The 13,621-nt window shown below is 73.0% G+C and carries 12 protein-coding genes; 5 read left to right on the top strand and 7 right to left on the bottom strand.

Going from position 1 to position 13,621, the window contains the following annotated elements:
• Positions 1-64: 64 nt before the first annotated feature.
• The gene (locus tag ACWEVN_RS40000; protein WP_449683478.1) at positions 65-1,048 is read right to left on the bottom strand and encodes a LuxR C-terminal-related transcriptional regulator; all 984 of its coding nucleotides are present in this window, start codon (positions 1,046-1,048) and stop codon (positions 65-67) included.
• A 182-nt stretch (positions 1,049-1,230) separates the two neighbouring features.
• On the opposite strand from ACWEVN_RS40000, the gene ACWEVN_RS39995 reads away from it, so the two are divergent.
• The 5 genes from ACWEVN_RS39995 to ACWEVN_RS39975 all read left to right on the top strand — a co-directional run bounded on the left by ACWEVN_RS39995 (position 1,231) and on the right by ACWEVN_RS39975 (position 7,713).
• A complete protein-coding gene (locus ACWEVN_RS39995) occupies positions 1,231-1,500 on the top strand; it encodes a phosphopantetheine-binding protein (RefSeq protein WP_310969779.1) in 270 nt (89 codons plus the stop codon).
• Positions 1,493-3,025, top strand: coding sequence for an acyl-CoA ligase (AMP-forming), exosortase A system-associated (locus ACWEVN_RS39990; RefSeq protein WP_452054752.1), 1,533 nt, complete (start codon positions 1,493-1,495; stop codon positions 3,023-3,025). Before ACWEVN_RS39995 ends, ACWEVN_RS39990 begins: the two co-directional genes overlap by 8 nt.
• Before the next feature lie 88 nt (positions 3,026-3,113).
• Entirely contained in the window at positions 3,114-3,953 is an 840-nt protein-coding gene (locus ACWEVN_RS39985) for an ABC transporter ATP-binding protein (RefSeq protein WP_449683480.1), read from the top strand.
• On the top strand, positions 3,937-4,698 hold the full coding sequence (locus ACWEVN_RS39980; protein ID WP_449683481.1) for an ABC transporter permease: 762 nt from the start codon (positions 3,937-3,939) through the stop codon (positions 4,696-4,698). The genes ACWEVN_RS39985 and ACWEVN_RS39980 overlap by 17 nt, the downstream gene beginning before the upstream one ends.
• Before the next feature lie 18 nt (positions 4,699-4,716).
• Positions 4,717-7,713, top strand: coding sequence for a beta-ketoacyl synthase N-terminal-like domain-containing protein (locus ACWEVN_RS39975; RefSeq protein WP_452054751.1), 2,997 nt, complete (start codon positions 4,717-4,719; stop codon positions 7,711-7,713).
• A 350-nt stretch (positions 7,714-8,063) separates the two neighbouring features.
• Here the strand turns inward: ACWEVN_RS39975 and ACWEVN_RS39970 are convergent, their stop codons facing one another.
• The 6 genes from ACWEVN_RS39970 to ACWEVN_RS39945 all read right to left on the bottom strand — a co-directional run.
• Positions 8,064-8,810, bottom strand: a complete 747-nt coding sequence (locus ACWEVN_RS39970; protein ID WP_452054750.1) for a thioesterase II family protein — start codon at positions 8,808-8,810, stop codon at positions 8,064-8,066.
• A complete protein-coding gene (locus tag ACWEVN_RS39965) occupies positions 8,807-9,874 on the bottom strand; it encodes an HAD-IIIC family phosphatase (RefSeq protein WP_449683485.1) in 1,068 nt (355 codons plus the stop codon). Before ACWEVN_RS39965 ends, ACWEVN_RS39970 begins: the two co-directional genes overlap by 4 nt.
• On the bottom strand, positions 9,871-11,010 hold the full coding sequence (locus ACWEVN_RS39960; protein WP_452054749.1) for an acyl-CoA dehydrogenase family protein: 1,140 nt from the start codon (positions 11,008-11,010) through the stop codon (positions 9,871-9,873). Before ACWEVN_RS39960 ends, ACWEVN_RS39965 begins: the two co-directional genes overlap by 4 nt.
• 3 nt (positions 11,011-11,013) lie before the next feature.
• Positions 11,014-11,265 carry an acyl carrier protein gene (locus ACWEVN_RS39955; RefSeq protein ID WP_003066161.1) on the bottom strand — a complete coding sequence of 84 codons (252 nt, stop codon included), beginning with the start codon at positions 11,263-11,265 and terminating at the stop codon, positions 11,014-11,016.
• A gap of 29 nt (positions 11,266-11,294) precedes the next feature.
• A complete protein-coding gene (locus tag ACWEVN_RS39950) occupies positions 11,295-12,137 on the bottom strand; it encodes a 3-hydroxyacyl-CoA dehydrogenase family protein (RefSeq protein ID WP_176176623.1) in 843 nt (280 codons plus the stop codon).
• A gap of 34 nt (positions 12,138-12,171) precedes the next feature.
• A partial coding sequence (locus tag ACWEVN_RS39945; protein ID WP_452054748.1) for an SDR family NAD(P)-dependent oxidoreductase occupies positions 12,172-13,621 on the bottom strand: 1,450 nt, incomplete at its 5' end.

Raw genomic sequence — 13,621 nt, 5'->3', positions numbered from 1 at the left:
CGCCACATTGGGTGCGTCCAACGCAACCAACGCCACATTGGGGCGCTTGGGGCCGGGCGGCGCATCAGGCGAGCGTGAAGCGCGAAGCCGCCTGCACCCCGGCCTGGAAGCGGGACACCGCGTCGAGGTTCTGCAGCATCGCGGCGATGTGCCGCCGGCAGGTCCGCACCGACATCCCCAGCCGCCGGGCGACGACCTCGTCCGTCAGGCCCTGGGCCATCAGGCGGGCGATCGTCTGCTGCATGTCGTGGGCGATTTCGCCGCTGTAGCCCTGGTCCTCGGCCGCGAACGGGGTGGCGCCGTCCCACAGCTGGTCGAACAGGCCCAGCAGGAAGCGCACCATGCCCTGGTCGCGGACGCGGCGGGCGGACAGGTCGGCGACGTCCAGCGTCACCGCCAGGGACCGGTCGAAGACCACCGCCGCCTCCGGGACGCGGCTCAGCGTGCGGATCTGCGCGCCGCGGCCCGCGAGCTGCGTCAACCGGGCGCGGGCCGCGTAGCCGGCGCGGCTGCGGTGCGGGCAGACCACCCGGACGCCGACGCCGTCGCCCAGCACCGAATAGCACGCGTCCAGCAGCTCGTCGACCAGGTCGTCGGCCGCCTCGCCCGGGTGGAGGACCACCAGTTCGTCGCGGCAGACCTCGGCCGCCAGCTTGATCAGGCCGCGGATCTCGGCGACACCCTCCAGGCGGTCGAGCGTGCCCGCGGCGCCGGCCGGGGCGCGGGTGATGCCGTCGATGCGCTCGCGCAGGCGGTCGGCCATTTCGCGGCGCTCGTACATCGCGCGCTCCAGCGGCGTCACGACGAGCTCCGCGGCCGCCGAGGGTTCCCGGGGGACGAAGCCGTCGGCGACCGCGCGCAGCAGGTGCAGCTCGACGAGCCTGGCCGCGGCCGCGTGGACCGTGTCGGCGGGCAGGCCGAGGTGCGCCGCGGCGGTGTCCACGGACGAGATCCGGCCGCAGCGCGCCGCGTAGCGGTACAGCTCGGCTTCGGGGTCGGGCTCGGGCACGGAGAACGCCCCGAGCGGCGGAAGGGTGGCCGTCGACATCGTGCCTCCAAAGGTCTCGCTTCTGGCACTTTCCACCGTCGCAGCCGGTCTTCTCGGGGCGCTCTCACGCCGCTCTCGCCCGGTGGTGGCGCGATGAGAGCGCGGTGATGGCCGGGTGATTCCGGCCGGTGGTGTCCTCGGGGGGACACGGTTGACCGCCGAAAGCGAAACAGGGTGACGAAATGCCTGACACACTCCCCATCCCGCCGGGGTTCCTCGAGATCTTGATCGCGCACCTGCCGTACGCGCTCGGGGACCGGATCGCCGAGGACGACGACCTCGCCGCGCTCGGGCTCGACTCGATGGGCGTGGTGCAGCTCGTCACCGACCTGGAGGAGACCTTCGACTTCGAGCTGCCCGACGAACTGCTCACCGAGGACACCTTCGCCACCGCGGGCAGCCTGTGGGCGGCCGTCGCGGAGTTCGTCGCCCCGGAGCCCGCCGATGTCTGAGGCGGCCGCCCCGGTGCGGCTCGACCAGCTCCTCACCCGCGGCGCGCCCGGCGACCCGGCCCTGACGTACAAGGACCGGACGCTGACCTACGCCGAGCTCGCCGACCAGGTCGCGCGCGTCGCCCACGGCCTGCACCGGCTCGGCGTCCGCCGCGGCGACCGGGTGGCGGTGTACGCGGAGAAGCGCTTGGAGACCGTGGTCGCGCTGTTCGCCGCTTCGGCCGCCGGCGCGGTGCTGGTGCCGCTGAACCCGCTGTTCAAGGGCCGGCACATCGCCCACGTCGCCACCGACTGCACCCCGAAGGTCGTGCTCACGACCGCCGAGCGGCTGGCGACGGTCCGGGAGGCCGTGCCGGGGAGCACCCCGGTCGTGGTGTTCGGGCGGCCCGAGTGGGACGCGCTGACCGCGGCCGGACCGGACGCGGTGCCCGGCGGGGTGATCGACCGGGACCCGGCCGCCATCATGTACACCTCCGGCAGCACCGGCGGCCCCAAGGGCGTCGTGCTGTCCCACCGCAACCTGCTCGCCGGCGCCGCGAGCGTGGCGGAGTACCTCGGCCACACGCGCGACGACGTCGTGCTCGCCGCCCTGCCGCTGAGCTTCGACGCCGGGTTCAGCCAGCTCACCACCGCGTTCGCCGCCGGGGCGCACGTGGTGCTCGTGAACTACCTGCTGCCCAAGGAAATCGTGCGGCTCTGCGCCCGCCACGGTGTCACCGCGCTGACCTGCGTGCCGCCGTTGTGGCTGCAGCTGGTGACGCAGGAGTGGCCCGCCGAGGCGACCGCGCGGCTGCGGTACTTCGCCAACACCGGCGGCCGCATGCCGCGCGCCACGCTGGCCAAGCTGCGCCGGATCTTCCCGGCGGCGCAACCGTTCCTGATGTACGGCCTCACCGAGGCCTTCCGCTCCACCTACCTCGACCCGGCCGAGGCCGACCGCCGTCCGGGCTCGATCGGGAAGGCCATCCCCAACGCCGAAGTCCTCGTGCTGCGCGCCGACGGCACGCCCTGCCTGCCCGGCGAGCACGGCGAGCTGGTGCACCGCGGCGCGCTCGTGGCGCTCGGCTACTGGAACGACCCCGGGCGCACGGCGGAGCGCTTCCGCCCGGTGCCGGGCCCGGACGGCTTGGTGCGCCCGGAAATCGCCGTGTGGTCCGGCGACACCGTCTACCGCGACGAGGACGGGTTCCTCTACTTCGTCGGCCGGACCGACGAGATGATCAAGACGTCGGGCTACCGCGTCAGCCCCGCCGAGGTCGAGGAGGCCGCCTACGCGACGGGCCTGGTGGGGGAGGCGGCCGCGTTCGGCGTGCCGGACCCGGTGCTGGGCCACCGGATCGTGCTGGCGGTCGCGCCCGAGGCCGACCCAGAGGCGATTTCCCGGGCGCTGGCGAAGGAACTGCCCGCGTACATGCTGCCGCGGCGGATCGAGGTGCTGCCGAAGCTGCCCCGGTCGGTCAACGGCAAGTTCGACCGCGTCGCGTTGCGCGCGGCGCTCGACGCGGTGCCCGCCGGCACCGAATGACGGCAGTTTCCTGCCACCGCGGGGGAGCGCCGCCCCGGCCGTCCTCGTGCGACAGTCCAAGAGCCGTGAATCGCAAGGAGCGATCCCTATGTTGCAAGCAATCGACCTCCGGAAACGCTATGACGAAGTGCAGGCCCTCGACGGCTTCAGCCTCGAGGTCGCCGCGGGCGAGATCGTCGGGCTGGTCGGCCACAACGGCGCCGGCAAGACCACCTTCGTCGAAATGGTGTCCGGGCTGCTGCGCCCGGACAGCGGAACCGTGCTCGTCGACGGCGAATCGCCGACGCGCGCCCGCGACCGCATCGGCATCTCCCCGCAGCACATCGCGCTCTACCGCCCCTTGACCGTGCGCGAGCACCTGGAGCTCTACGGCCGCCTGGCCGGGCTGCGCCGGGCCGCGCTGCGCTCGGCCATCGACGACCTCACCGCCGCGCTGCGGCTGGAGACCTTCCTGAACCGCACGTGCGGCCTGCTCTCGGGTGGCCAGCAGCGGCGGGCGCAGGCCGCGACGGCGCTGGTGCACCGGCCGGCGCTGCTGCTGCTCGACGAGCCGACCGCCGGTGCCGACCCCGAGACCCGTCAGGCGCTGCTCGACGTGGTCAAGCAACGAGCAGGCGAGGGAGCCGCAGTGGTTTACACCACCCACTACCTGACCGAACTGACCGACCTGCAGGCCACGATCGCGGTGGCCGCCGAAGGCCGGGTGATCGCGCGCGGTGGCGCCGACGAGCTGCTGTCGGGCCTGCCCGGCGAGGTCCGCGTGCGCACCGCCGACGAGCAGCTGGCCGTCTCGACCACCGACCCGACCGGCACGCTGCTGGAGCTGCTGCCCACGGTGACGCGGCCGGTCGAGTCCGTCGAGCTGCGCAACCCCAGCCTGGACGACCTCTACCACTCCCTGGCGGTGACCGATGTCGACGCGCACTGACTCCCTCTCCCGGGCCGGCGCCCTCGTCCGCTACAACGCGATCCTGCGCCTGCGCGACCCGTCGCAGCTGATCAGCTACCTGATCACGCCGATGATCTTCATGGTGCTGTTCCAGCCGCTGTACGTGAAGGCGCTGGGCACCGGTGCGGTCGAGGCCGTCACCGGGCAGCTGGTGATGTTCTCGGTGTTCGCGATGGCGATCGTGGGCAACGCGATCTTCGTCGAACGCGAGTGGCGCACCTGGGACCGGCTGCGCGCCAGCCGCGCGGCCCGCGCGGAGCTGCTGATCGGCAAGGCCGTCCCGGTGTTCGTCGTGCTGCTGATCCAGCAGGGCGTGCTGATCATCTACGGCTGGCTCGTCGTCGGGATGCCGTTCCCGGTGTCGCCCGGCCTGGTGTTCGGCGCGATGTGCCTGTGGGGCTTCATGCTGCTGGCCATGGGGGCCGCACTGTCCACTGTGGTCCGCAGCCGCGGCGACCTGATCGTCGCCGTCGACCTCGGCGCGATCACCATCAGCTCGCTCGGCGGCTCGCTGCTGCCGGTGTCGCTGATGCCGCCGTGGGCGCAGGCGGCCGCGCCGTTCTCCCCGGGCTACTGGGGGCTGTCGCTCATCCGCGCGGCCATGGCGGGCAACGCCGAAGCGATGCTGCGCCCGGCGTTGATCGTGCTCGCGATCGGCCTGGCCACCGGCGCCTTCGCCACCTACCGGCTGGCCCACGGCTGGGGCCGCAGCCACCTGCTCTGACCCACTGGAGGGACGGCCATGACGGAACCGGCACACGAATCGGCCGTGGCGCTCGTCGGGATGGCGGGGCGCTTCCCGGGCGCCGCCGACGTCGAGCAGCTGCGCCGCAACCTCGCGGCCGGGCTCCCCGGCCTGCGCCCGCTGACCGACGAAGAGCTCGCCGCCGCGGGCGTGGATCCGGCCACCCCGGGCCACGTCCGCGTCGGCGGGCCCGTCGCCGGCGGCGTCGAGACGTTCGACGCCGCCGCCTTCGGGCTGTCCGCGCGCGAGGCGGAAACCCTGGAACCGCACCACCGGCTCCTGCTGGAGTGCTCGTGGGAAGCCCTGGAACGGGCCGGCTACCGGCCGACGGATCCCGGGGTGCCCGTCGGGCTGTTCGCCGGCTGCGCGTTCCCCGACTACCTGACCCGCAACCTGCCGGACCTGGCCGGGGAACCGGGCGGCAAGCCCCTGCTGTCCGCGGGGGTGGAGCGCGACTCGCTGACGTCGCTCGTGTCGTACAAGCTGGGCCTGCGCGGCCCGGCGATCACCGTGCAGACGTACTGCTCGACGTCGCTGGTCGCGGTGCACCTGGCGTGCCAGAGCCTGCTGACCTACGAGTGCGACCTGGCCCTGGCCGGGGGCGCCGCGCTGCCGCTGCCGCAGACCGGCGGCCACGTTTTCGAAGAGGGCAGCATCCTCTCGCCCGACGGCCGGGTGCGCGCCCTCGACGCGGAGGCGAACGGCACGGTGATGGGCTCCGGCGCGGCGGTCGTCGCGCTGAAACGCCTGGAGGACGCCCTGGCCGACGGCGACGTCGTGCACGCGGTGCTCCTGGGCTCGGCGGTCAACAACGACGGCCGTGACCGCGCCGGCTACCCCGCGCCCGGGGTCGCCGGGCAGGCCGCGGTGGTCGACACCGCGCTGGCCGTGGCCGGGGTGAAACCCGAGACGGTGGGGTACGTCGAGTGCCACGCCGTCGGCACGCCGCTGGGCGACTCGATCGAGCTGGCCGCGCTGAACCGGGTTTTCGGGCCGGGACGGGCGGCACCGTGCGTGCTCAGCTCGGTCAAGCCCAGCATCGGGCACCTCGATCGCGCGTCCGGCGTGACGTCCCTGATCCGGGCGGCGCTGAACCTGCGTGACGGCGTCCTGCCGGGCACGGCCGGGTTCCGCACCCCCAATCCCGCGCTCGGTGACCGGTTCACCGTGCTGCCCACCGACGTCCCCTGGCCCGCGGACGGCGCGCCGCGGCGGGCGGGTGTCAGCTCGTTCGGCGTCGGCGGGACGAACGCGCACGTGGTGATGGAACAGCCTCCGCTGCGGGCACCCCGGCGCTCTCGCGGGCCACACCTGCTCACGTTTTCCGCCGGAGATCGTGCCGCCCTCGACGAGGTGACCTCGCGGCTGCGCGCGCACCTGGCCGCGCACCCGGATCTGGACCTCGCCGACGTCGCCTTCACGCTGCAGGTGTCGCGGGGTCACTTCGCGCTGCGGCGGGCGGTGGTGGTCGAGGACCTGCCGGACGCGGTGGCGGCGCTGGCCGATCCCGAGCGGTGGCTCGACGGCGGGACGCGTCGCCGTGACCCGCGGTTCCGGCTGGTCGCGGACACCGGCTCCGGCTGGGCGTCGACGGCCGAGGCGGCCCACCGCCTGCTGGCCGGGGCGGAAGTACCCGCGCCGGCGGCCACGCGCGAGGGCGCGCTGTCGGCGTTGACCGCCGGCCTGACCCGGCTGGGCATCCGGCTGGACGAGGGCGCCTCGGAAACGGTCGCCGTCGAGAGCGGGTCGTCGGCCGCGGACCTGCTCGCGGTGGTGGCCCGGCTGTGGCTCGCGGGCTGCACCGTGGACTGGGCCGCGCTGCACCGCGGCGAGGGCCGCCGGGTGGAGCTGCCGCCGTACCCGTTCCAGCGCAAGCGCTTCTGGGTCGACCCGGGGGCCGCCGCACTCCCGGTCGCGCACGTGCCGTCGTGGCGACCCGACCCGCAGCCCCTGGTCGGCTTGGAGAGCCGGCTGCGGGCGGCGGGACCGTGGCTGGTGTTCGCCGCCGATCCGGTCGGCGAGGCGCTCGCTGCCCGCATCACCCTGGCGGGGGGCGAAGTGACCACCGTGCGGCCGGGGAGCGGGTTCGAGTTCCTGGACACCGGGGACTTCGTCGTCGGCCCGGGCGACCTGCCGGCGCTGGCGCGTTCGCTGGTCGTCGTCCCGCGGACGATCGTGCACGGCTTCGCCCTGGGCGGCTCACCGGGGGAGATCGAGGTGGCGGCCGGGTTGTGGCCGGAGATGGTGACGCTGACCTCCGGCGCCGTGGGTGTCCTGGGGCCCGACTTGACCACGCCCTCGCAGGCGGGTCTCACGGCGTTGACGCCGCGGCACGTGGACGTGGGGCCGGATGCCGACCTCGACCAGGCGCTGGCGGCGGTGCTGCACGCGGAGTCCCCGCTGGCGGTACGCGGCGACCAGTCGTGGCGCCTGCACCACGAGCCGTTCGAGCCGGCCGGGCACGCCGAAGCCGAGGTGCACCACGACGTGCCGGACCTGGGCGGACGGCGGGGAATCCTGCTCGTCTCGCCGGATCCCGCCGGCCGCGTCCTGGCCGCCGAAGCCCGCGTGGCGCGGCTCGCCGGCCGCGGGCGGTGGACGACGGTGGTGTCCACTTCGGACCCCACGCCGGAGGTCCTCGCCGCGGTGGCCGCGGCCGACCAGCTGACCGAGGTGGTGCTGTCCGGGGTGCCGCTCGCCCGCCCGGTGCGGGGCGGTGCGCCGGTTCAGGCGCAGGCCCAGGTCCGCCCGCGGCCGGCACTGGGGACGCCGTTCGTGGAGCCGGAGCCGGGCCTGGAGCAGGAGGTGGCCGCCCGGTGGGCGACGGCCCTCGGGTACACCGAGATCGGCGCGGACGACAATTTCTTCGAACTGGGCGGCCGTTCCGCGGGCGCGGTCCGCATCGCGGCCCGGTGGAACCTCCCGGCGACGGCGGTCGTGGAGCTGCCCACGGTCCGGTTGCTCGCCGGCCGAATCGCCGATCTGCGTTCCTGACCCACCGAAAGGGCCCCTTCCCGCTGTTGGGAAGGGGCCCTTTCGGCGCCGGTTATCCTCGATCCATGACGAATGTCTTCGCATGGCTGGCGTTGGGCGTCTCGTGCCTTTCGTTCACCTGGCAGCTGATTTCGTGGCGCCGATCCGGTGCCCGTGTCGTCGTGCATTCCGAGCTGACGGTCGCCCCCCCGGAAGGAGATCGAGGGGAAATCCATCGCGTAGTGAGCCGCCAGGGACGCCCCGCGCACTTCCGGCGGCCCGAGGTCCGATGAGCGGCTGCGGCAGCGCATGGGTGATGGGCCCGCCGCCAGGGGTATTGGCGGCGGGCCCACCACGTTCCGGGGCCCGGCTCAGGACCAGGGGCGCAGGGCGGCCGCCAGGTGGGCCAAGGTGACCTCTTCCCGCTCCAGCACCGCGAAGTGCCCGCCCTCCAGGACGTGGCCGCGGAACGGGCGGACCGTCTGCTCCCGCCACGCCAGCACCGACTCCACGCTCGCGCGGACGTCGGCCGTGCTCGCCAGGGCCGTCACCGGGACCTCCAGCGGCGGCCCGGACACGTAGCCGTACGTGTTCTTGACCGTCAGGTCCGCGCGGATCGGCGGCAGGATGAGCCGCAGCACGCGCGGGTCGTTCAGGAACACCTCCGGCGTTCCGCCCAGCGTGCGCAGCAGCGACACGATCTCCGCGTCGCCCATGCCCGCCACGATCGGGTCGTCCGGGGTCAGCCACTGTGGCGCCGGGCAGCCCGACACCACCAGGTGCACCGGGAGGGCGGCACCGCGGCGAGAAATCTCCCGCACCAGCTCGAACCCGACCAGCGCGCCCAGGCTGTGGCCGTAGACCGCGTACGGGGAGTCGTCCGAGAGCACGAAGTCCGCCAGGTCGGCGACGTACGAAGCCATCGACGTGTGCGGGGTGTCCCGCTGGCGCGTCTCGCGGCCCGGCGGCTGGACCGGGCACACCGTCACCCCGGGCAGCCGGCCGATCCACGCGCGGAACGCCGACGCCGAGCCGCCCGCGTGCGGCAGGCAGTACAGCCGCACGTTCCCCGCGGTCACGGGGAACGGCAGCCAGCGGCTCGCCACCGCCGTCGTCACGACTCCACCTCGAGCGTCACGTACGCCGGCGGCTCCTGGATCGCGTCCAGGTCCGCCGCGAGCACCACGTGCGAGCCCTCCCGCGAGACCTCGCGGAACCCGCTGAACGCGTAGGTGATCTGCATCATCCGGTTGCGGCCGGTTTCGACGAAGTCCGCGCGCAGCCCGGCACCCGCCGCCCGGGCCAGGCCCATCACGTGGCCCAGCAGCACGGTGCCGACGCCGCGCGACATCACGCGGCACGACATCAGCATCATGTTGAGCCGCCAGTCCGGCGACCCCTTCTCCAGCAGCGCCAGGCCGATTTTGCCGTAGGAGCCGAACTTGTCGGTCAGCGACGCGACGAGCAGCACGTGCTCGTCCGACGAGCGCAGCGCGTCCAGCTCGTCGTAGGAGTACGTTCGCCCGGTCGAGTTGAGCTGGTTGGTGCGGACGGTCAGCTCCTCCGCCCGCTGCAGGTCCTCCCGCCTGGCCGGCGCGATGGTGAACCGCAGGTCCAGGCTGGCCAGGAAGTCTTCGCCGGTGCCGGCGAAGTCCGCCTCGACGTCGTCGCGGGCGAGCTGGCTGAAGTACATCCCGCGCCGCTGCGCCGACTCGTCGGTGACGAACCGCGGCGCGAACTCCGGCCGCCGCAACACCTCATCGGCCTCCAGGATGTCCACTGTGGTCACCTGCGGCAGCGCGAAGGCGACTTCGGCGCGCTCGAACTCCTGGTCGTCGACGAACGCGAAGGCGTCCAGGCCGAGGTTGAGCTTCTGCGCGATCTGGCCGATCGACGCCGACTTCGCGTTCCACGAGATGCGCGGGAACAGGAAGTACTCGTCGAGGCCGAACTCGCGCAGCTTCGCCATGGCGGCTTCGTGGTCGTTCTTGCTGGCGACCGAGTGCAGCACACCCATCGCGTCGAGCCGCTTGACGTGCTCGACCACCCACGGCCGCAGCCGGACGTCACCGTCCTCCAGCAGGACCCCGTCCCAGACGGTGTTGTCGAGGTCCCACACCACGCACTTGATCTTGCCCTGCACCGGCTTCGTGACGGTGGCCGGTTCGATGAGACTGGTCACGGTACCTGCTTCCGGTAGGCCTCGGCGGCGATGGTCATCCGCTGGATCTCGGTGCTGCCCTCGATGATCTCCATGACCTTCGAGTCCCGGTAGAACCGGGCGACGGGGTAGTCGGTGCTGCAGCCGTTGGCGCCGTGCACCTGCACGGCCTCCGACGCGTGTTTCGCGGCCGCGACCGACGCGAAGTACTTCGCCACCCAGGTGGCCATGATCGTCGCCGAGTCGCCGCGGTCCTTGAGCCGGCCGGCCTCGGCCAGCAGCAGCCGGGCCGCGCGGACGTCGGTGACCATGTCCGACAGCTTCGCCTGGATCAACGGTAGGTCCTTCAGCGGCTGACCGCCCACGGTCCGCTTGCTCGTGTAGTCCGCGCACGCGTCGGCGCACGCCTGGATGATGCCCACCGACCCGGCCGCGACGCTGTAGCGGCCGAGGTCGAGCGTGCCGGTGAGAACCATGCCGGAGGCGAAGCCGCTCGGCCCGAGCAGCGCGTCGGCACCCAGCCGGACGCCGTCGAAGGAGATCGACGCCAGCATCGACGAGCGCGTCCCGAGGATGTCGTCGATCGGGGTGACCGTGACACCGGGCGCGTCCCGCGGCACGAGCAGCGCGATCGTGCTGGCCGGGCCCTTCGCGAAGACCAGGAACAGGTTCGCGCGCTGGCCGTTGGTGGTCCACTTCTTGAGGCCGTCGAGCCGCCAGCCGTCGCCGTCGGGGGTGGCGGTCGTGGTGATCGCGGCCGTGTCGCTGCCCGCGCCGGGCTCGGACAGGCAGAACGCGCCGAGGACGCGCCCGCTCGCCAGCTCCGGCCCCCACCGGTGCTGCTGCGCCTCGGTGCCGAAGCGCAGCAACGCCCAGGAGAGCATGGTGTGCACGGTCAGCAGGCTGCGGACCGACGAGCAGCCGCGGCCGACCTCCTCGTGAATCTCGCCGAGGGTGACCATGTCGAGGCCGGAGCCGCCGAGCTCGGGCGGCAGGAACGGCGCCCACAACCCGGCGTCGGCGATCTTGTCCAGGACGTCCTCGGGGATCCGCCCGGCCTTGTCCCACGCGTCGGCGAAGGGGACGACGTGCTCGTCCACGAAGGCCCGCGCGGCCTCGCGGCCGGGCGCGCGGACCGCGGTGAGTACCTCCGGCACTGGTCAGCCCACCGTCGCGGCCGGGCGGAGGCGGCCGACCAGCTCGGTCATCGCCGCCGCGGTGCGGAAGTTGTCGATCCGCAGTTCCTCGTTGGGGATGGTGACGGCGAAGGTCTTCTCCAGGTGCATCACCAGCTCCATGGCGAACAGGGAGTTGATGTAGCCGAGGGAGAAGATGTCCTCGGTTGCGGTGATCTCGGCCTGGGGGAAGCGGCCGGTGATGAAGGCGAGGATGTCGCCGGTGGTCTCGGACATGGTGGTTTCTCCTTCTGGGTAACGGGATTTCAGCTGTAGGTGTAGAAGCCGCGGCCGGACTTGCGGCCGTGCAGGCCGGCGTCGGTCATCTGCTTGAGCAGCGGGCAGGGACGGTACTTCGAGTCGGCGTAGTGCTCGTAGAGCACCTCGACGCTGTAGAGGATCGTGTCGACGCCGATCAGGTCGGCCGTCTCGAGCGGGCCCATCGGGTGGCCGAAGCAGCCGCGGAACACCTCGTCGACCGATTCGGCGGTGGCGACGCCCTCGTGCACCAGGTAGGCGGCTTCGTTGACGGTGAGCATGAGCACGCGGTTGGACACGAAGCCCGACGCGTCCTTCACGTCGACCCAGCGCTTGCCGATGCTGGTGAGCAGCTCGCGGGTGCGCAGGATGGTCTCCGGCGTGGTGTGGAAGCCGGGGATCAGCTCGACGACCGGCTTCTGCGGCACCGGGTTCATGAAGTGGACGCCGATGACGCGGCCCGGGTTCTTGCCGACCGAGGCGATCCGGGTGATCGGCACGGCCGAGGTGTTGGCGATGATCACCGTGTCCGGGCCGCAGACCTCGTCGAGCTCGGCGTGCACGGCGGCCTTGATGTCCCAGTCCTCGGTGACGTTCTCGACGAGGATTTCGGTCTTGTCCAGCGCGGCCAGGCCGACCGCGGTGGTGATCCGGGCGAGGATCTCGTCCGCGTCGAGCGCGGGCCCGCCCATGAGCCGGCTGAGCCGGCAGTTGCGCGTGATCGCGGCGCGCGCCTCCTCGAGGATCCGCTCGTCCTTATCGACCAGCACGACCTCGTGGCCGGCGGCGGCGAAGTCCTGGGCGACGCCGATGCCCATGACGCCGGCGCCCACCACTCCCGTGACTGCCATGACTGTTCCCTTTCTGCTGTGCGGAGGTTGTCGTTCAGGCCCGGCGCCGTCGGGCGGCCGCGGCTTTGATGCCGGAGCGGCGCAGCTGTCCCTGCGCCTGGGTGTCGGGTGCGGGTTCGGGGGTCTCCGGGCCGCCGGCGGCGATCTTCGCGAGCGCGGCGACGGTCGGGGCCTCGTGGATGATGTGCGGCGGCAGTTCCGCGTCCGGGAACGCGGTGCGCAGCCCCGCCAGCAGCGAGATGCCGAGCAGGGACGTGCCGCCGAGCTCGAAGAAGTTGTCGGACGCGCCGACGCGGTCCAGCCGCAGTGCCTCGCACCACGCCTCGGCCACCGCGCGCTCGGCGTCACCCTCGGGCTCCTGGAACGGCGTGACGAGCTCCGGCCGCGGGTGGCGGTCGGCCGTCGAGCCGCCGTGGGCGGCCGAGGTGACGGCGTCGACGCTGAACCGCGCCGCCACGGCGGTCACCGCGTCGAGGTCCTGGGTGGACACGACGACGTGCGGTTCGCCCGAGGCCAGGGCCCGCAGCAGCGTGCGCCAGCCCTGCTCGAAGTCGATGCCGAACTTGGCGCGGTGCTCGCGGAAGTAGGTCTGGATGTCTTCCTCGTACCCGGAAAGCCCTTCGTCCCAGGCGTTCCAGGTCCACTCGCCCCACGAGATCGACACCGTCCGGCCGCCGTGGGAGGCGGCGTAGGCGTCGAGCCAGGCGTTGCCGGCGCAGTAGTCGACCTGGCCGGGGCCACCGCCGGTGACCGAGGTGATGGAGGAGAAGAGCGCGACGAAGTCGAGGTCCAGGCCGTCGGTGGCCGCGCTGAGGGCCCGGGAGCCGGGCAGCTTCGGCGCGAGGACCTGATCGGCGTCACCCGGCTGCTTGAACTGCATCAGCCCGGTGCCCGGCACGCCCGCGGTGTGCAGGATGCCGTGCAGCGCCCCGAACCGCTCGATGGCCACGGCGACCGCGCGCCGGACGTCGGCCTCCTCGGCGACATCGCCTTCGACGACCACCACTTCACCGCCGAGCGCCTCGATTTCGCGGACGCGATCGACGCGGTCGCGGATGGTGCCGGGCACTTCGTCGGTGCCGTCGGCGATCCCGGCCCAGCGTTCGCGCGGCGGCAGGCCGCGGCGGCCGAACAGGACGAGTTTGGCGTGGCTGTCGCGGGCCAGCCGCTCGGCCATCGCCAGCCCGATCCCGCCGAGCCCGCCGGTGATCAGGTACACGCCCTGCTCGCGCAGCACGTCCTTCGCCTGCTCGATCGGTTGCGGCGCCAGGGTTTCGTAGCCGGGCAGCCAGCGCCGCGAGCCGCGCAGCGCGACCGTGCGGCCCGGCGCCGGGCGGTGCAGCTCGGCGACCACGGCGGCGGCACCGGCAGCGGCGTCGACGTCGATCAGTCGCGTCTGGACACCGGGGTACTCCATCGGGATCACCAGGTTCGGCCCGGTGAGGGTGGCCGCGTCGGGCCGGAGCTCGCCGTCGTGCAGGACC

It is taken from the genome of Amycolatopsis sp. NPDC003861, assembly GCF_053605405.1.
Note: the sequence above shows the minus strand (reverse complement) of the source record. Positions and strands in the feature narration are given on the sequence as shown.

Excerpts from the sequence above, each read along its gene's own strand:
- ACWEVN_RS39955 (WP_003066161.1), bottom strand. The coding sequence starts at position 11,265 with ATGTCCGAGACCACCGGCGACATCCTCGCCTTCATCACCGGCCGCTTC.
- ACWEVN_RS39950 (WP_176176623.1), bottom strand. The coding sequence starts at position 12,137 with ATGGCAGTCACGGGAGTGGTGGGCGCCGGCGTCATGGGCATCGGCGTC.
- ACWEVN_RS39975 (WP_452054751.1), top strand. The coding sequence starts at position 4,717 with ATGACGGAACCGGCACACGAATCGGCCGTGGCGCTCGTCGGGATGGCG.
- ACWEVN_RS40000 (WP_449683478.1), bottom strand. The coding sequence starts at position 1,048 with ATGTCGACGGCCACCCTTCCGCCGCTCGGGGCGTTCTCCGTGCCCGAG.
- ACWEVN_RS39980 (WP_449683481.1), top strand. The coding sequence starts at position 3,937 with ATGTCGACGCGCACTGACTCCCTCTCCCGGGCCGGCGCCCTCGTCCGC.
- ACWEVN_RS39995 (WP_310969779.1), top strand. The coding sequence starts at position 1,231 with ATGCCTGACACACTCCCCATCCCGCCGGGGTTCCTCGAGATCTTGATC.
- ACWEVN_RS39990 (WP_452054752.1), top strand. The coding sequence starts at position 1,493 with ATGTCTGAGGCGGCCGCCCCGGTGCGGCTCGACCAGCTCCTCACCCGC.
- ACWEVN_RS39985 (WP_449683480.1), top strand. The coding sequence starts at position 3,114 with ATGTTGCAAGCAATCGACCTCCGGAAACGCTATGACGAAGTGCAGGCC.